Source organism: Blastococcus tunisiensis (assembly GCF_900112815.1).
GTDB lineage: Bacteria > Actinomycetota > Actinomycetes > Mycobacteriales > Geodermatophilaceae > Blastococcus_B > Blastococcus_B tunisiensis.
This window is the reverse complement of record NZ_FOND01000013.1, coordinates 144,382-160,968: the sequence shown is the minus strand read 5'-3', so window position 1 is coordinate 160,968 and position 16,587 is coordinate 144,382. Positions and strand designations below refer to the sequence as shown.

The following is a 16,587-nucleotide window of genomic DNA, read 5'->3' as shown; positions in this document are numbered from 1 at the left end:
GACCCTCGGCTGGCTCAAGCCCGACGAGGTCATCGGCCCACTACTGTCAGGCGATCAAACCGCGGGTGCTGCGTCCGCCCCTTGAATCCGCCGTCCCTGATCATGGCGCGTCCTCCCTCGCGGCCTGCGGTGGGGGAGGACGCGTTCCGGTGAGGGAGGACGCGTCCAGGACGCGAAAGAGCCCGCCCCCGGGGAGGGGACGGGCTCTCGGCCGCGCAGGGGCCCACCGCGAGCCGCGAGGGGCGTGGGTCAGGCCAGGTAGTCGCGCAGGGCGTCGGCGCGCTCGGGGTCGCGGAGCTTCGCCATCGTCTCGCGCTCTATCTGCCGCACCCGCTCGCGGGAGAGGCCGAACTGCTTGCCGATCTGCTCCAGCGTCCGCGGCTGCGACCCGTCGAGACCGAAGCGGAGGACGACGACGTCGCGCTCGCGGTCCTCGAGGGTGTTGAGCACGTTGCGGACGTCGCCCTTCATCATCTGGAAGGCGACGGCGTCCTCGGCCACGGCCGCGTCGGCGTCCTCGATGAAGTCGCCGAGACGGGACTCCTCGTCGGCACCGACGGTCTGGTCCAGGCTGACCAGGTCGCGGCTGTACTCGAGCAGCTCGGTGATGCGGGCCTCGGGGATGTCCAGCTCGAGGCCGAGCTCCTCGGCGGTGGGCTCGCGCTCGAGCTCCTGGTGCATCCGCCGGCGGGTGCGGACCACCTTGTTCACCTGCTCGGCCAGGTGGACGGGCAGCCGGATGGTGCGGCCGGAGTCGGCCATGGCGCGGGTGATCGCCTGGCGGATCCACCACGTCGCGTAGGTCGAGAACTTGAAGCCCTTGGTGTAGTCGAACTTCTCCACCGCGCGGATCAGGCCGACATTGCCCTCCTGGATCAGGTCCAGGAACGTCATGCCGTGGCCGGTGTAGCGCTTGGCCACGGACACGACCAGCCGGAGGTTGGCCTCCAGCAGGTGGGCCTTCGCCGCCTTGCCGTCGATCGCCAGGGTCTTGTAGTCCCGCTTCTTGGCGGGGGAGAGGTCGGGCTTCTCGGCGAGGAGGCGCCCGGCGTACAGGCCGGCCTCGATGCGCTTGGCCAGCTCGACCTCCTGCTCGGCCGTCAGCAGCGCGGTCTTGCCGATGGTGTTGAGGTACACGCGCACGAGGTCGGTCGACACCAGACCACTGGTGTCAGGCTCACGTCGCGGTGAGCGCACCCCGAGGGTGTCGTTGGGGGAAGACTGCAGCAGCGTCACGATGGGTCTTCGTCCTTGCCTTCTGTTCGGATGCACCCGCCGCGTCGTGCGACGTAGCGTTGCATCCAGGCGTCGAGTGCGGGCGGTGTCCGGGTGTCGGACCGGTCCCTGCCTCTTCTGTCCGATGTGGTACGCCCTGCACAACGGCGCGGACCCGGTCCGGTGTTCCACGATCCGGGCGTTCACAGCAAACCCGCAGGGAGTGTGCTCCGTCACCGGTCCCTACCCGCTGGGCGGCCGGACTCACCTGGCGGAGGGCACGGATGTGGCGCTCAGACCTCGAGCAGCACCGTCATGGGGCCCTCGTTGACCGAGGACACCTGCATGCGTGCCCCGAAGACGCCGGTCGCCACCGGGCACCCGCGGCGGCGGAGCTCGGCGACCACCTCGCCCACGAGGGGTTCGGCCACCTCGCCGGGCGCGGCCTCCTGCCAGGAGGGTCGGCGGCCCTTGCGGGTGTCGGCGTAGAGCGTGAACTGGCTGACCACGAGCACGGGGAGGCCCAGGTCGGCCGCGGACACCTCCCCGTCCGGCCCCGCGAAGATGCGCAGCTCGTGGATCTTGCGGGCCAGCGCCCGGGCCGCCGCCGCGTCGTCGGTGTGCGTCACTCCGACCAGTGACAGCAATCCGGCGCCGATCTCGCCGACGACGGCGCCGTCGACGGTTACAGCGGCTGTACCGACCCTGCTCACCACGGCGCGCACGCCGCCATTCAACCGGCCGGCGCGGGATCGGTGCGCTGGTGCGTCTCGTACATGCGGACGGCGGCCAGCACGCCGGACGCCGCGGTGAGGCCGGCGACGACCCAGACGGCGGCGCGGATGCCGTAGAGGTCGGCGAGGACGCCGGCGAGCAGCGCGCCGGCGGCGAAGCCACCGTCGCGCCACAGCCGGTAGACGCCGACGGACCTCGCCCGCCAGGCGGGGTGGGCCACGTCGCCGATCGCGGCCAGCAGGGTGGGGTACACCATCGCGGTACCGGCGCCGAGCAGGACCGCGGCGCCGGCCCACACCAGGAAGGTGTCCGCCGCGGCGACGAGCGCGAGGGCCCCGGCCTGCAGCAGCATGCCGCTGACGACGAAGGGCTTGCGTCCCCAGCGGTCCGACAGCGCCCCGGTGACCAGCTGGCCCAGGCCCCACACGGCCGGATAGAGCGCGGCCAGCACGCCGATGCGGCCGATGCCGAGCCCGGCGCCGGCGAACAGGACGGGGAACAGCCCCCAGGCCAGACCGTCGTTCAGGTTGTTGACCAGCCCCGCCTGGCTGGCGGAGGAGAGGGCGGGCTCCCGGAAGCTGGTCTGCACGAACACCTGCCGCTGTGTCAGCTCGCCGTGCAGGTGGTCCTGCCGGCCGTCCGCGCGCGGGGTGTGTCCCCGCGCCTCGAGCCGGGCGTGGTCGCGGGTCTCGCGCACCACGAGGGCGGACAGCCCCAGGCCCAGTGCCACGTAGGCGACGCCGACGAGGAACGGTGCCGGCCGGAGGCCGTACGCAGCGGCGAGGTACCCGGTGGCCAGTGCGGTGCCGGCGACGGCGAGGTAGCCGGCGGCCTCGTTGAGGCCCATCGCCAGGCCGCGGCGGGCCGGCCCGACCAGGTCGATCTTCATGATCACGGTCGTGGACCAGGTCAGCCCCTGGCTGATGCCCAGCAGGACGTTGGCCGCCACGATCCAGCCCCAGGACGGCGCCCAGATCAGCAGCAGCGGCACCGGGACGGCGACGAGCCACCCGGCGACCAGCACGGGCTTGCGCCCGAAGCGGTCCGACCAGGCGCCGGCCAGGTAGTTCGTCCCCGCCTTCGCCAGGCCGAACGCCAGGATGTAGGTCAGGACGGCGGTGTGCGCGCTCAGCCCGAACGCCCGCTCGGCCAGCAGCGGGAGCACTGTGCGCTCCTGGCCGAGCACGCCGCCGACCAGCGCGTTCACCGCGACCAGCAGGGTGAACTGGGCCGCGTTCTGCCGCAGTCCCAGTTCGACCCCGCTGGCGCGGCTCACCGGTGGATCGGCGGTCGGCACCGCCGGTCAGGCGGTGCGACGCTGATCGGCGAGGTCGGCGCGCACCTGGTCCATGTCCAACCCGCGCACCGCCGTGACCAGCTCCTCGAGCGCCTCGGCGGGCAGCGCGCCGGGCTGCGCGAACACGAGGACGCCGTCGCGGAAGGCCATCAGCGTCGGGATCGACCGGATCCCGGCGGCGCCGGCCAGCTCCTGCTCGGCCTCGGTGTCGACCTTGCCGAAGACGATGTCGGGGTATTGCTGCGCCGCGGCCTCGAAGACCGGAGCGAAGGCGCGGCAGGGGCCGCACCAGGCGGCCCAGAAGTCGACCAGCACGATGCCGTCACGGCTGACGGTGTCCTGGAAGGTCGATGCGGTGAGAGCGGTCGAGCTCATGATGTGGCCCTTTCGTCGACGGATACCCACGGGGGTATAAACCGCAGATCCGAGCATGATGTTCCCGGCGGTCAGCCGAGGAGTGACACCACGCTCGATGTGGCGGTGTAGCCGGCGACGGCGAGGAGCAGGACCGCGAAGGCGCGGGTGAGCGTCGCGGCGGAGAGCCGGTCGGCCACGACCTTCCCGCCCAGCGAGCCGGCGACGGCGGCCAGCGTGAACGGGACGATCACCGCCCAGTCGAAGTGCGCCGTGCCAGCGCGGGCCAGCAGCGCACCGCTGGAGTTGATCGAGATGACGACCAGGGACGTGGCGACCGCCTGGGGCATGGGCAGGCCCAGGGCGAGGGTGAGCGCCGGGACGACCACGAAGCCGCCGCCGACGCCGAAGAAGCCGGTCATGAAGCCGACGAGCAGCCCGGCACCGACGACCCCACCGATCCGCCCAGGGGTCCAGCGTCGTGCGTGCTGCGCGGCGCCGTCCTCCTGTGGCGCGGGCTCCTCGCCGCGGCTGGAGACCAGCATGCCCACGGCGGCGACGACGATGACGACGGCGAAGGAGAGCAGGAGCACGTCGGGGTTCACGAGCCGGTTGACCGCGGTCCCGACGAAGCCGGCCGCGAGGCCGGTGGCCCCGAAGACGACCCCGACGCCCCACCGCACCCGCCCGCTGCGGGCGTGGCCGAGTGCGGCGACGACCGAGGTGATGCCGACGATGAACAGGCTGCTGGTCGTGGCCGCGCGGGCGTCCTGGCCGAGGACGTAGACCAGGGCGGGAACCGTGAGGATGGATCCGCCGCCGCCCAGTGCGCCCAGGCTCAGGCCGATGAGCAGCCCGAGCCCGAGCGTGGCGGCGACGATCACGCGACGGTGCCCGGCGTCCCGTCGTCGGTGACGACCGGCAGGCCGGCCCGGGCCCACGCCGCCATGCCACCGGCCAGGTTGTGCACCCGCACGCCGGCCGCGGCCAGGGCGTCGGCGGCCTTGCCCGAGCGGTTGCCCGACCGGCAGACGGCGATGACCGGACGGTCCTGCGGGACCGCGTCCGGGGTGAGCCGGCCGAGCGGCAGGTGCTCGGCCTGGGGCGCGTGGCCCGCTGCCCACTCCTGCGGCTCCCGGACGTCGATGAGCACGGCCTCGCCCCGCTCGAGCAGCTCCGCTGCGCGGTCGGGATCCAGGTCGGGGAGCCGGTCGGTGGCGGAGGGCTCGGTCATCGTCGGTCCTTCCTCGGGGTCAGTCGAAGCTCGGCGTGAGGGCTGAGCTCGAGTGGTCACCGCTCGCGGGCTCGGCCGCTCCCGGTCGGGGTTCCAGCGTGCTGGTCAGGGCGAAGCGGTCGGCCCGGATCAGGGTGTGCCGCCACTCGACGGGGACGCCGGAGCTCGTGCCGGTCCGCTCGAGCGAGAACACCGCCGACGGCCGCTCCAGGCCGAGAGCGTCGTGCTCGGCCCGGCTCGGGATGACCGCCCGGACCGTCTCCTGCCCACCCGTGACCGGGATGCCCGTGCGGGCGAGCTCCTCGTACAGGCTGGTGCGACAGAAGTCGACGTCCAGCAGTGGCTCGCCGATCGAGGCGGGGAGCCAGACGCGGTCGAGCGCCAGCGGCGTGCAGTCGGCCAGGCGCAACCGCTCGAGGTGGACCAGCGGCGTCGACTCCTCCAGCCCCAGCCGGGGGGCGACGACGCCGTCCGCCCGCACGGTCAGCACGCGCACCACCGACGTCTGCACCAGCCCGCAGGCCTCCACGGAGGAGAACAGCGAGTAGGCGATCCCGGTGGCTTGGGCGATGACCGGGTCGGGCGCGGCGAGCCGGGGGCGCCGACCGCGCCCGGTGCTGATCACGCCGTCGGCGCGCAGCTGGCGCAACGCCTCGCGGACCGTGTGCCGGCTGACCGAGTACTGGAGGCCGAGCTCGACCTCGCCGGGGAACCCCCCGGTGAACTCACCTCCGTCCAGCCGTTCGCGGAGATCGGCGGCGAGCTGGCGCCAGAGCGGCGTGCCCACGTGACGGTGCAGCCGCGCCGCCGGCGGGGTGGGCGGGAGCTCCGGCACGGTTCCTCCAGGTCGGGTGCAGGGATGGCGGGTGCCGATCGCCGACCCGGGCGGCTCTTGTCCGGCCAACTGTAGACAAGTTGTCCGGACAACCAGCGTCCGACGTCGGCGCCCCAGGGGGAAGTCCACCGGCCCAGCGCTGCTCCATCCACCCGGTCGGAACCAGGGTCCGGCCGGTCCTCGACGGCCCAGGCCCTGCGCGGGCCGCGCGGGTGACGGGGGAGCAAGGTTCCTTCTGGGAGTACCACGACGCGGTCTACGCGCTGGGCTTCCCGCCGAACAGCGGCCAGCTGACCGACGACGTGCTGATCCGTCTCGCCCGCGACCTCGACGTCGAGCGGTCCACCGCGACGATGCAGTCGCAGGAGACGCTCGACGCGGTCACGACCGACTTCCGCGAGGGGCAGCAGCTCGGCGTCACCGGCGTCCTCGGGCTCGGGGACACCACGGACCTCGAGTTCAGGGCGCAGAGCCGGATCGCCGAGCTCGAGGTGGGTCGAGGACGCGCCCACGGCTGAACCGTGCCGGCGGTGCGGCGGGTCAGAAGGGGACGGTTGCCCGGTGGGTGTCAGCGATCGCTGAGGCCAGGCGCCGCCACCGTGGACGGTGGGCCGGAACAGCGCTGTTCGCCGGCGGCGTGACGGGAACGGCCGTCTCCGGCGCTGGGCCGAGCTGCAGGGGGACGGGAACGGGCGCGGCGATCTCGGTCAACGGAGGTCCTTCGGCTGGCGTGCGGGCGGACACGGGCCGCTGAGCGCTGGCTCAGCGGGAGGGTGTGCCGCCCGGACAGAGCCGGTCGTCGACCAGGAGCGGGGTCACCGCGAGGAGGCACACGCAGAACGCGGGCCGGCTCGCTGCGAATCCCCAGTACACCGGTCGAGAATAGGCAGATGCCGGAGGCGGGGGCAACGTCGCAGGTCGGCCGGTCGCCCGTGCGGCCGACCGCTCGGTCCGGGGAGCAGCGGTACGGCAGCGGCGGTCGGGGTAGGGAGGCCTCGTTGCACCGACCGGCGACCCGAGCAGGAGGGTTGCGCGGCGTCGGGCGGCGTCCCGGAAGGAGTGGCACATGGAGTACCGGCGCACCCTCGACCTCGCCGTCCCGTTCGCGGAGGCGGTGACCCGCACGAAGGACGCCCTGGCCGAGCAGGGCTTCGGCATCCTCACCGAGATCGACGTGCAGGCCACCCTGCGGCAGAAGCGGGGAGTGGAGATGGAGCCCTACCTGATCCTGGGCGCCTGCGCTCCCGACCTCGCGCAGCAGGCGCTGGAGGTCGACCGCGGTATCGGCGTGCTGCTGCCGTGCAACGTCGTGGTCAGCCAGGCCGGCAGCGGCTCCACGGTGCAGGTCCTCGACCCGCAGACCATGGTGTCGATGACGGAGCGGCCTGAGTTGCAGCCGATGGCCGACGAGGCCGGTCGCCGGCTGGATGCGGCGCTGGCCGCACTGGGGAGCTGACCCGGAGATTCGCGGTTCATACCCTCCGGGGTAGGGAAGGAGGGTCGGTATGTTCGACGTGCAGACGATCGAGACCGAAGGCCTGGGCGACCGCAGCTACCTCGTCGACGACGGCGAGGTCGCGGTGGTGATCGACCCGCAGCGCGACATCGACCGGGTGCTGGATCTGGTCGCCCGGCGGGGGGTGCGCATCACCCACGTCCTCGAGACGCACGTCCACAACGACTACGTCACCGGCGGACCCGAGCTCGCGAAGGAGACGAGCGCCGCCTACGTCCTGCCCACCGGGAGCGACGTGGAGGTGGAGCACGTCGCGGTGGCCGACGGCGAGGTGATCGAGGCGGGGCGGCTGCGGCTGACCGCGATGCACACCCCCGGGCACACCCATCACCACGTCAGCTACGCCCTGGCCGACGGCGACGGCGACGCCGGGGCCGTGTTCACCGGCGGGTCCATGCTCTACGGCGCCACGGGACGCACCGATCTGGTCAGTCCGGAGACCACCGACGAGCTGACCCATGCCCAGTACCACTCCGTGCGGCGGCTGGCCCGGGAGCTGCCGGCCGAGGCGCAGGTCTTCCCGACCCACGGGTTCGGCAGCTTCTGCTCGGCCACCCCGACCAGCGGGACCTCCTCGACCGTGGGCGAGCAGCGGAAGGTCAATCCGGCGCTCACGCAGGAAGAGCAGCAGTACGTCGACACCCTGCTGGCCGGGCTGGACGTCTACCCGGCCTACTACGCGAGGATGGCGCCGATCAACCGCCGGGGTCCGGCGCCGGTCGACCTCTCCATGCCCGAGAGGGTCGACCCGACGGAGCTGCGCCGGCGGCTCGAGGCCGGGGAATGGGTGGTCGACCTGCGCGAACGGACGGCGTTCGCGGCGGGCCACCTGACCGACTCGACGAACGTGGAGCTGGGCACCAACTTCGTGACCTACCTCGGCTGGCTCTACCGCTACGGCGCGCCGCTGACGCTCATCGGCGAGAGCGAGGAGCAGGTGGCCGAGGCCCGCCGCGAGCTGGTGCGCATCGGCATCGACGACCTGGCCGGTGCCGCGATCGGGGACGTCGAGTCCCTCGCGGACGGGCAGCTGTTGCGCTCGTACCCGGTCAGCGACTTCGCCGGACTGGCCGAGGCCATGTCGCGCGGACCGGTCCACGTCCTCGACGCGCGGCGCAACGACGAGCGGGCGAACGGTTTCGTCCGCGGCTCGCAGCACATCCCGTTGCACGAGCTCGCCGACCGGCTCGGTGAGGTGCCGCAGGGCGAGGTGTGGGTCTACTGCGGATCGGGCTACCGGGCGTCGATCGCCGCCTCGGTGCTGGACCGGCCCGGGCGCTCGGTGGTCCTGGTGAACGATCCCTACGAGGCGGCGGGGAAGGCCGGGCTCGAGGTCCGGCCGTCGGACGCCTAGCGCGCGGGGCCCGCCGGCGGCCGGCCGATCCGCTAGCTGAGACGGTCGCCCTCGGCGGCCCGGTCAGCGGTGTGGACGTCGACGACTCCCGGCACCGGCACGCTGCCCGGGAAGGCGTCCTTCAGCGCGTCCACGCCCTCCTGCGGGTGGGCCAGGGCGAGCAGCTCCTGCCGCCGGGAGCGCTTCTCCTCCGGGTCGATGCCCATGTGCTCGTTGCGGTGCTGCTTGATGGCCTCGTCGCACTCGCCCTCGCGGTTGAACGACCACATCAGCTTCGGGTCCCCGAGCGGGAGGGTCATCCCGGGTTCCCCGTCGTGCCGGCCGGTGTGCCACGTGTGCCAGGTCTTCCCGTAGGAGTTCACCAGCCGCCGCATGAACGCGCGTTCGGCCGGCTCCGGCAGTCCCGGGGCGACGAGCTGGCCGGAGAGGACCTCGAAGTTGTGCGGGTGCCAGTAGGCCCGTTCCTCCTCCGGCAGCGTGGCGAACAGCTTCTCGCTGACGATGTACTCCACGCCGATGAGGTTGGCCTCGCGGGTGTTGCCGTCGAAGAGGACGCACTGCAGCAGGTCGTCGTTGACCACGCGGCAGAAGTGGTGGGCCTCCATCTGCATGCCGGGGTCGTCCTTCGCCGGGTGGAACCCGACGACGTAGACGTGGAAACCGTCGAGCGGTGTCGTCTCCTGCAGCAGGTGCGAGCCCTGCTCGAGCACCGCGAGCCAGGCTCCCTTGTCCTCACCGGCGGGGCGGACGGGACTGGGGCGGGCCGTGATGGCGGGGTTCACGCGGACCTCCGGGGGTCGAGGGAGCGGACCGGGACGCTCGTACGGCACCGGCACCGGCCGCGGTCCGGGCGCTGCGTCAGCCGCTGCGGCCGGATGCCTCCTGGGAGGACTGCGTGCCCCCGGAGCTCAGGGGTGAAACGGCACCCGGACGACGACGCGGCCCGCACCGGGAGACCGGTGCGGGCCGCGGGGGAGGCCGGTGTTCAGGCGAGGGAGAGGAAGAGCTTCTCGAGCCGGGCGCGGTCCAGGGCGTCGCCGTCCTCCCCGGCGGTGATGCACTGCTCCAGGCCGGTGGCGATGATGGCGAAGCCGGCCTTGTCGAGCGCCCGGGACACGGCGGCCAGCTGGGTGACGACGTCCTCGCAGTCCCGGCCGGCCTCGAGCATGCGGATCACGCCTGCCAGCTGGCCCTCGGCTCGCCGGAGCCGCTTGATGACGTCGCCGACCACCTGGGTGTCCTCGAGCTGCATGTCCTCATCCTCTCGCGTCCGCCGGAGACATACCCCGGCAGGTACTGCCATGGTGGAGCGCCGCGCGGCGCGTGGGCATTCCCGGGCGCGCCGCGCGACCGTCTGCTGTCAGGCGCCGGCCGCCCGCGGGCCGACGATCCCGGCGTGGCGGAGCGGGCAGCGCGGCACGAACGCGGTGCAGGTCCCCATTGCGCCGGCGATGCCGAGGACCGCGATCAGTGCCGGGATCCGCGCGCCGTCCGGTGCCTCCTGGACGAGCACGAAGGCACCCATCGCCAGCACGAACCAGCCGAAGGCCCGCCGCAGGACGTCGGCCGGGATCCGGTCGACCAGTCGGGCGCCGACGAGACTCCCGGCGACCGCCGCGACGGTGATCGCGGCGACGAGCGGCCACTCGATGGACACCGTGGCCAGGTAGCCGCTCAGCCCGGCGAAGGACTTCATGGCGATGACCAGCAGCGAGGTGCCCACCGCCACCCCCATCGGCAGCCCGCCGAGCAGCGCCAGCGCCGGGACGACGAGGAAGCCGCCGCCCGCGCCGACCAGGCCGGTGACCAGGCCGACGACGACCCCGTCGACGAGGACGCGGCCGACCGGCAGCTCGGTGTGCGCCCGGGACGGGTCGACGTCCTTGCGGCCGCGCAGCATGGCCACCGCGGTGGCCACCATCATGAGCGCGAAGGCGATCATCAGCAGCTGCCCGGGGAGATGACCGCCGACGAACCCGCCGGCGAGCGCGCCGGCCATGCCGGCGGACCCGAAGAGCAGGCCGGTGCGCCAGCGGACGCGGCCGGCACGGGCGTGACCGATCACGCTCACCGCCGCGGTGACGCCGACGACGACGAGCGAGGCGGCGATCGCCTCCTTGGCGTCCATGCCGGCGACGTACACCAGCAGAGGGGCCATGAGGATCGACCCGCCGCCGCCGAGGACACCCAGGGTGACCCCGACGACGACGGCCAGCGCGACGGTGAGTGCGATCAGCATCGGGTCACCGCTTCGCGGTCAGCTGGTCCAGGGCCGAGCCGGTGGCGCGGGCACCCCGCCTGTTCCACGGCATCTTCGCCAGCGCCATGCCCATGGCGCACGTGTTGGAGACGGCGGCGAACACCAGGCCGCCGCCGACGAAGGCCGAGAGCCACTTGGCGCGCGGCGCGACGGTGCTGGCCGCGATGCCGGTGACCACGAGGGACCCGGCCGCGAGCCGGACCTGCCGCTCCAGCTCCCAGGCCTGCCGCCCACGGTTGAGGTCACCACCGGTGGCCTCCCAGTCGACGATGCCGCCGGAGAGCACGCGGCTGGTGCCGAGCCCGGCCCGGTGCAGCGCCTCCTGCGCCTGCCCGGCGCGCTGCCCGGACCGGCATACCAGCACGACGTCGTGGTGGTCGTCCAGCACGGAGCAAAGCTGGTCCAGGCTGCCGTGGAGCTGGTCGAGCGGCACGTTGACCGCGCCCGGGATGTGCCCGGCCTCGAACTCCACCGGCGTGCGGACGTCGATGAGCGTGGGAGTCGGGTTCGCGGAGTCGCCGAGGCGCTCGGCGAGGGTGGGGGCGTCGACGGTGCTGGTCATGCGGAGATCTCCTGCAGGGTGGCGGTGGTGAGGGGGAGGCCGGCGGGGCCGGCGTTGTCGAAGGAGTCGTCGATGGCCACGACGTCGACGCCGTGCGCGTCGAGGAGGGCGGCCACGACACCGGCGCGGTAGCCGCCGGCGCAGTGCACCCAGACCTCGCCGGCCGGGACCTCGTCGAGGCGGTCGAGCACCTCGTGGATCGGGATGTGGACCGAGCCCTCGATGAAGCTCTCGGCCCGCTCCTGGTTGCGGCGCACGTCCAGCACGGCCGTCCGCGGGTCGCCGGCCAGCGTGGTGGCGAGGTCGGCGAAGGTCGCGGTCCGGTAGCTGCGCAGCGGCTCGCCGCCGGCCCAGGCCTCGGGTGTGCCGGTGGACATGGCGGCCGGCCGGTCGATGCCGACGCGGACCAGCTCGCGCTGCGCCTCGGCGACGTCCTCGGCGGTCTCGCCGAGCAGCGTCACGGGGGTGCCCCAGGGCATGAGCCAGGCGAGGTAGGTGACGAACTGCCCGTCGAGACCGAAGTTGACCGTGCCGCCCACGTGCCCGGCCGCGAAGGCGGTGCGGCTGCGCAGGTCGACGACCCACTCGCCGGCCTCGATGCGACGCCGGAGCTCGGCCGGGTCCGCCACGCTGGGGAGGGAGAGGTCGGCCTCGCTCGGTCCTGCCGAGTTGGCCGGGCCCATGTGCGCGTAGTAGGCCGGGTAGGCGTCCAGGCCGGCCAGGAGGTCCTCGACGTAGCGCGCCTCGTCGGTGGTCAGCGCCGGGTTGGCGAGCTTCTCCTGCCCGATCGTGCTCGCGGTGCCGCCGGACTGGGTCGCCGAGCAGAAGCTGCCGAAGCCGTGCGTCGGGTAGACCGCGGTCTCGTCCGGGAGCTCGGCGGCGAGCCGCCGGGCGGAGTGCCACTGGGCGTGGGCCAGCGTCTGCGTGTGGTCCGGTCCGAGCAGGTCCGGCCGTCCGGTGGAGCCGAAGAGCAGCGAGCCGCCGGTGAACACCGCGACCGGCTCGTCGCGGTCGGACAGGGCGAACGACAGGTGGGTGTGCGTGTGCCCGGGGGTGAGCAGCACCCGCACCCGCATCCGGTCACCGACCTCGACGACGTCGCCGTCGGAGACGCCGGTGCGCTCGAAGGAGACCGGGTCGTCGGCGTTGAGCAGGTACTGGGCGCCGACCTCGCGCGCCAGCTCGAGCCCGCCGGTCACGTAGTCGTTGTGGATGTGGGACTCGAAGACGTGGGTGATCCGGACGCCGGCCGCTTCGGCGATGCCGAGCACGCGGTCGTAGTCGCGCTGGGGGTCGACGACCAGGGCGACCTCGCCGTCGTGGGCCAGGTAGGTGCGGTCGCCCAGGCCGGGCGTGTCCAGGGGAAGGACGGAGATCGTCATCGTGGATGTCCTCTCGTGCTGTGGTGCGGAGTGGTCAGGCAGCGGTCTCGACCGGGCGCCCGGCCTCGATCCACTCGCCGGTGCCGCCGGCGACGCTGGTGGCGTCGATGCCCACGCCACGCATGAGTGCGGTGGCCTGCGCGCTGCGCCCGCCGGCCTGGCAGATGACGTAGACCGGGCGGTCCTTCGGCACCTCCGGCAGCAGCGCCGGGAGCAGGCTCAGTGGCATGTTCTTCGCGCCCGGGACGTGGCCGGGGCGGTACTCGCGTGCCTCGCGGACGTCGAGGACGACGGCGTCCCCCTCGGCGATGCGGGCGGCGAAGGTGGACTGGTCGATCTCGGGGATCACGGCAGCTCCTCTGTAGTGGGTGGCAGATACCCCCTGGGGTATGCTTCGACCAACCGTAGCACCGCGGCATGCATTCCCGGGGGGGTATCCCCGAGGGGAGCGGAGCTGGGGCGAACGGTCCGTGGACATCCCCGTCACGGGCCCCGACGAAGGGAGAAGGACGAATGTGCCGAGCGGTGACCTGCCGGACCTGCGGGCGGACGACGTGGGCGGGCTGCGGCCAGCACGTGGATCAGGTGATGCGCGGTGTGCCCGCCGCGCAGCGGTGCCCGGGGCACGAGCCGCAGGCCGAACCGTCGTCCGGGGGCTTCTTCTCCCGGTTCCGTCGGTCCCGGTAGGGGCGTCCGGCTCGGCGGTGGCGCGGCCGCGCAGATTGCCGGACCGGCAACGGCGTTTGCTTCCTCCGGCCGCGGCGCGCAGGGTGGCGTGCGTGAGTGCGGAGGAGTGGCCCCGGGACCTCAGGGTCCGGCTCGACGAGCTGATCGAGCTCTACCGGACGGCCCTGCGCCATGCTCTCGACCGCCTGATCGAGGACGCGAGAGGCGACCGCCGGTCTCGACCCCGGGGCCGTGGTCACCGGTCGGGGAGAGCGCCCGGTGTGGGCGTCGTACCTCCAGGTCGTCCGGGAGCTGGCGCAGCACTGCGGCCACGCCGACATCCTCCGGGAGCAGGTGCTGGCCCGCCGGTCGGCATGAGTCGCCGTCGTCCCGCACTGCCGGCCCTGGACCCGGACACGCGGACGCCCCGGTCCGCACGAGGCGGGCCGGGGCGTCCGGGGTTGGTTGCTGCCTACCGCAGGTCGAAGCGGTCGAGCTCCATCACCTTGACCCAGGCGTCGGCGAAGTCCCGCACGAACTTCTCCTTCGCGTCGTCGGCCGAGTAGACCTCGACGATGCCGCGCAGGATCGAGTTCGAGTTGAACACCAGGTCGGCCGCGGTGGCGGTGCGGACGACGCTGCCGGCGGCGTCCACCCCCTCGTAGACGCCCTCGGTGTCGGCCGACGTGCGCCACGAGACGCCGAGGTCGAGCAGGTTGCGGAAGAAGTCCGTCGACAGCACGCCCGGGCGGTCGGTGAGGACGCCGTGCGGCACGCCGCCGGTGGTGGCGCCCAGCACGCGCAGGCCGCCGACGAGCACGGTCATCTCCTTCGGCGTCAGCTCGAGCATGTAGGCCTTGTCGACGAGCAGCGTCTCCGGGGCGATCTTCGTGCCGGGGGCGATCCAGTTGCGGAAGCCGTCGGCCCGCGTCTCGAGCCAGCGGAAGTTGTCGACGTCGGTCTGCTCCTGCGACGCGTCGGTGCGTCCCGGGTGGAAGGGGACGGTGACCTGCACGCCGGCGTCGGCGGCGGCCTTCTCGACCGCCGCGGTGCCGCCGAGCACGATGAGGTCGGCCAGCGAGACCTTCTTGCCGGTCTGCTGCTCGAACTCGCCCTTCACCCGCTCCAGCACGGGCAGCACGTCCTGCACACCCGCGTTGGCCGCCCAGTCGATCTGCGGCTGCAGCCGCAGGCGGGCGCCGTTGGCGCCACCGCGCTTGTCGGTGCCGCGGTAGGACGCGGCCGCCGACCACGCGGTGTGCACCAGCTGCGACACGGTCGGCCCGGCGGAGAGCAGCCGCTGCTTCAGGTCGGCGATCTCGGCGTCGCCGACGAGCTCGTGGTCGACCGCCGGGACCGGGTCCTGCCAGATGAGGTCCTCGGCCGGCACGTCGGGGCCGAGGTAGCGGCTCTTCGGGCCCATGTCACGGTGCAGCAGCTTGAACCAGGCGCGGGCGTAGGAGTCGGCGAAGTACTCCGGGTCGTCCCGGAACCGCTCGGCGTAGGCGCGCAGCTCCGGGTCCATCCGGAGAGCCATGTCGGCGGTGGACATCATCGGCGGGTTCTTCTTGCCCGCGATGTGCGCGTCGGGCACGAGCTCCTGCGCCTCGGGGTTCTTCGGCTGCCACTGCTTGGCGCCGGCCGGGCTCGTGACCAGCTCCCAGTCCCAGCCGAAGAGGGTCTCCCAGTAGGTGTTGTCCCACGTGGTGGGCGTCGGGGTCCAGGCGCCCTCGAGACCGCTGGTGATCGTGTCGGCGCCCTTGCCCGTGCCGTTCGGGTTGGCCCAGCCGAGTCCGTTGCCGTGCACCGGGCAGCCCTCGGGCTCCGGGCCGAGGAGCTCGGGGTTGCCGTTGCCGTGCGTCTTGCCGAAGGTGTGGCCGCCGGCGATCAGCGCGACGGTCTCCTCGTCGGTCATGCCCATCCGGCGGAAGGTCACCTTGATGTCGTGGCCCGAGCCGAGCGGGTCGGGCTGCCCCTTGGGTCCCTCCGGGTTGACGTAGATCAGGCCCATCGTCACGTTCGCGAGCGGGCCCTCGTCCAGGTCGAGCGGGTCGTCGCCCGCGTAGCGCTCGTCGCCGAGCCAGGTGTCCTCCGGGCCCCAGAAGACCTCCTCGGGCTGCCAGACGTCCTCGCGGCCGAAGGCGAAGCCGAAGGTCGGGAGGCCCATGTCGTCGTGGGCCACGTTGCCGGCGAGCACGAGCAGGTCGGCCCAGGAGAGCTTCCGGCCGTACTTCTGCTTGATCGGGAGGAGCAGGCGGCGGGCCTTGTCGAGGCTGGCGTTGTCCGGCCAGCTGTTCAGCGGCGCGAAGCGCTGCTCGCCGGCGCCCCCACCACCGCGGCCGTCGGCGATCCGGTAGGTGCCGGCGGCGTGCCACGACATGCGGATGAACAGTGGGCCGTAGTGGCCCCAGTCGGCCGGCCACCAGTCCTGCGAGGTGCGCATGACCTCGACCACGTCGCGCTTGAGCTCCTCGACGTCGAGCTTCGCGAACTCGGCCTTGTAGTCGAAGTCGGCGCCCAGCGGGTCGGAGTCCTTCGCGGGCCTGTTGAGCACGCCCAGGTCGACCTGGTTGGGCCACCAGTCCCGGTTGCTGCGCGGGCGGCCGGACGTGTGGGAGGTCGGCGAGGGGATCGCCGGGTTCTCGCTCTCGCTGGTGCTGTCGGTCTGGACCTTGTCGGTCTCGTCGGTCACGTCGAACCTCTCTGGGCGTCGGGCGGGGGAGGGGAGTGGTCGGGCGGTCAGGCGGCCGTGCACCCGGGGCACCGGCCCCAGAAGACGACCTCGGCCTCGTCGACGGTGAAGCCGGCGTGGTCGGAGGGGGTGAGGCACGGTGCCTCGCCGACGGCGCAGTCGACGTCGACGATGGCGCCGCAGTCGCGGCACACCAGGTGGTGGTGGTTGTCGCCCACGCGCGCCTCGTACCGGGCGGCCGACCCCTGCGGCTGGATGCGGCGCACGAGGCCGGTGTCGGTGAGCACCCGCAGGACGTCGTAGACCGCCTGGTGGGAGATCGCGTCCAGGCGGGTGCGCGCGGCAGCGATCAGCGCCTCGGTGTCGAGGTGCGGGTGCGCGTGCACGGCGTCCAGCACCGCCAGGCGGGGCCGGGTGACCCGCAGACCCGCGGCACGCAGGTTCCGCTCGAGTTCGGTGGGGCCGGGCACGGACCCATCCTCGCG

19 protein-coding genes are annotated in these 16,587 nt (G+C 73.1%); 4 read left to right on the top strand and 15 right to left on the bottom strand.

From position 1 onward, the window contains the following. Positions 1-249: 249 nt before the first annotated feature. The 7 genes from sigB to BM142_RS16695 all read right to left on the bottom strand — a co-directional run bounded on the left by sigB (position 250) and on the right by BM142_RS16695 (position 5,670). Complete coding sequence (sigB, locus tag BM142_RS16725; protein WP_092201277.1) at positions 250-1,236, bottom strand: RNA polymerase sigma factor SigB; 987 nt, start codon at positions 1,234-1,236, stop codon at positions 250-252. Positions 1,237-1,508: 272 nt separating this feature from the next. Further along, positions 1,509-1,940, bottom strand: coding sequence for a D-aminoacyl-tRNA deacylase (dtd, locus tag BM142_RS16720; protein ID WP_092201275.1), 432 nt, complete (start codon positions 1,938-1,940; stop codon positions 1,509-1,511). A gap of 8 nt (positions 1,941-1,948) precedes the next feature. Continuing rightward, entirely contained in the window at positions 1,949-3,226 is a 1,278-nt protein-coding gene (locus tag BM142_RS16715) for an MFS transporter (RefSeq protein ID WP_217640759.1), read from the bottom strand. 27 nt (positions 3,227-3,253) lie between these two features. Continuing rightward, positions 3,254-3,622 carry a thioredoxin gene (trxA, locus tag BM142_RS16710; RefSeq protein ID WP_092201271.1) on the bottom strand — a complete coding sequence of 123 codons (369 nt, stop codon included), beginning with the start codon at positions 3,620-3,622 and terminating at the stop codon, positions 3,254-3,256. Positions 3,623-3,693: 71 nt separating this feature from the next. Further along, positions 3,694-4,485: a sulfite exporter TauE/SafE family protein gene (locus BM142_RS16705; RefSeq protein ID WP_254791021.1), complete on the bottom strand. Its 792-nt coding sequence runs from the start codon at positions 4,483-4,485 to the stop codon at positions 3,694-3,696. Next, a complete protein-coding gene (locus BM142_RS16700) occupies positions 4,482-4,835 on the bottom strand; it encodes a rhodanese-like domain-containing protein (protein ID WP_092201269.1) in 354 nt (117 codons plus the stop codon). The genes BM142_RS16705 and BM142_RS16700 overlap by 4 nt, the downstream gene beginning before the upstream one ends. A gap of 19 nt (positions 4,836-4,854) precedes the next feature. Then, positions 4,855-5,670 (bottom strand): GntR family transcriptional regulator, encoded by an 816-nt coding sequence (locus tag BM142_RS16695; RefSeq protein WP_217640758.1) that lies wholly within the window; start codon positions 5,668-5,670, stop codon positions 4,855-4,857. A gap of 212 nt (positions 5,671-5,882) precedes the next feature. On the opposite strand from BM142_RS16695, the gene BM142_RS16690 reads away from it, so the two are divergent. The 3 genes from BM142_RS16690 (at position 5,883) to BM142_RS16680 (ending at position 8,540) form a co-directional block, all read left to right on the top strand. Continuing rightward, a complete protein-coding gene (locus BM142_RS16690) occupies positions 5,883-6,188 on the top strand; it encodes a DsbA family protein (RefSeq protein ID WP_092201267.1) in 306 nt (101 codons plus the stop codon). Between the two features lie 548 nt (positions 6,189-6,736). Next, positions 6,737-7,126, top strand: a complete 390-nt coding sequence (locus BM142_RS16685) for a DUF302 domain-containing protein (protein WP_092201265.1) — start codon at positions 6,737-6,739, stop codon at positions 7,124-7,126. Between the two features lie 49 nt (positions 7,127-7,175). Next, complete coding sequence (locus BM142_RS16680) at positions 7,176-8,540, top strand: MBL fold metallo-hydrolase (RefSeq protein ID WP_092201263.1); 1,365 nt, start codon at positions 7,176-7,178, stop codon at positions 8,538-8,540. Positions 8,541-8,572: 32 nt separating this feature from the next. Here the strand turns inward: BM142_RS16680 and BM142_RS16675 are convergent, their stop codons facing one another. The 6 genes from BM142_RS16675 to BM142_RS16650 form a co-directional block, all read right to left on the bottom strand. Then, entirely contained in the window at positions 8,573-9,322 is a 750-nt protein-coding gene (locus tag BM142_RS16675; protein ID WP_092201261.1) for an OBAP family protein, read from the bottom strand. A 203-nt stretch (positions 9,323-9,525) separates the two neighbouring features. Then, positions 9,526-9,792 (bottom strand): metal-sensitive transcriptional regulator, encoded by a 267-nt coding sequence (locus BM142_RS16670; protein ID WP_092201259.1) that lies wholly within the window; start codon positions 9,790-9,792, stop codon positions 9,526-9,528. A 108-nt stretch (positions 9,793-9,900) separates the two neighbouring features. Beyond that, positions 9,901-10,779 (bottom strand): sulfite exporter TauE/SafE family protein, encoded by an 879-nt coding sequence (locus BM142_RS16665; protein WP_092201257.1) that lies wholly within the window; start codon positions 10,777-10,779, stop codon positions 9,901-9,903. A 4-nt stretch (positions 10,780-10,783) separates the two neighbouring features. Continuing rightward, entirely contained in the window at positions 10,784-11,362 is a 579-nt protein-coding gene (locus tag BM142_RS16660) for a rhodanese-like domain-containing protein (RefSeq protein ID WP_092201255.1), read from the bottom strand. Further along, positions 11,359-12,744 (bottom strand): MBL fold metallo-hydrolase, encoded by a 1,386-nt coding sequence (locus BM142_RS16655; protein ID WP_092201253.1) that lies wholly within the window; start codon positions 12,742-12,744, stop codon positions 11,359-11,361. The genes BM142_RS16660 and BM142_RS16655 overlap by 4 nt, the downstream gene beginning before the upstream one ends. A 34-nt stretch (positions 12,745-12,778) precedes the next feature. After that, positions 12,779-13,093: a rhodanese-like domain-containing protein gene (locus tag BM142_RS16650; RefSeq protein ID WP_254791020.1), complete on the bottom strand. Its 315-nt coding sequence runs from the start codon at positions 13,091-13,093 to the stop codon at positions 12,779-12,781. A 596-nt stretch (positions 13,094-13,689) separates the two neighbouring features. Between BM142_RS16650 and BM142_RS16640 the strand changes: the two genes are divergently transcribed. Further along, the gene (locus tag BM142_RS16640) at positions 13,690-13,788 is read left to right on the top strand and encodes a mycothiol transferase (protein WP_217640757.1); all 99 of its coding nucleotides are present in this window, start codon (positions 13,690-13,692) and stop codon (positions 13,786-13,788) included. 94 nt (positions 13,789-13,882) lie between these two features. Here BM142_RS16640 and katG read toward each other — a convergent pair whose 3' ends face one another. Continuing rightward, on the bottom strand, positions 13,883-16,102 hold the full coding sequence (gene katG, locus BM142_RS16635) for a catalase/peroxidase HPI (protein ID WP_175527313.1): 2,220 nt from the start codon (positions 16,100-16,102) through the stop codon (positions 13,883-13,885). 47 nt (positions 16,103-16,149) lie between these two features. Continuing rightward, the gene (locus BM142_RS16630) at positions 16,150-16,572 is read right to left on the bottom strand and encodes a Fur family transcriptional regulator (RefSeq protein ID WP_092201247.1); all 423 of its coding nucleotides are present in this window, start codon (positions 16,570-16,572) and stop codon (positions 16,150-16,152) included. Positions 16,573-16,587: the final 15 nt, after the last annotated feature.

Coding starts and splice junctions, on each gene's coding strand:
- BM142_RS16665 (WP_092201257.1), bottom strand. CDS start 10,779: ATGCTGATCGCACTCACCGTCGCGCTGGCCGTCGTCGTCGGGGTCACC.
- BM142_RS16655 (WP_092201253.1), bottom strand. CDS start 12,744: ATGACGATCTCCGTCCTTCCCCTGGACACGCCCGGCCTGGGCGACCGC.
- BM142_RS16700 (WP_092201269.1), bottom strand. CDS start 4,835: ATGACCGAGCCCTCCGCCACCGACCGGCTCCCCGACCTGGATCCCGAC.
- BM142_RS16660 (WP_092201255.1), bottom strand. CDS start 11,362: ATGACCAGCACCGTCGACGCCCCCACCCTCGCCGAGCGCCTCGGCGAC.
- BM142_RS16680 (WP_092201263.1), top strand. CDS start 7,176: ATGTTCGACGTGCAGACGATCGAGACCGAAGGCCTGGGCGACCGCAGC.
- BM142_RS16670 (WP_092201259.1), bottom strand. CDS start 9,792: ATGCAGCTCGAGGACACCCAGGTGGTCGGCGACGTCATCAAGCGGCTC.
- trxA (WP_092201271.1), bottom strand. CDS start 3,622: ATGAGCTCGACCGCTCTCACCGCATCGACCTTCCAGGACACCGTCAGC.
- BM142_RS16685 (WP_092201265.1), top strand. CDS start 6,737: ATGGAGTACCGGCGCACCCTCGACCTCGCCGTCCCGTTCGCGGAGGCG.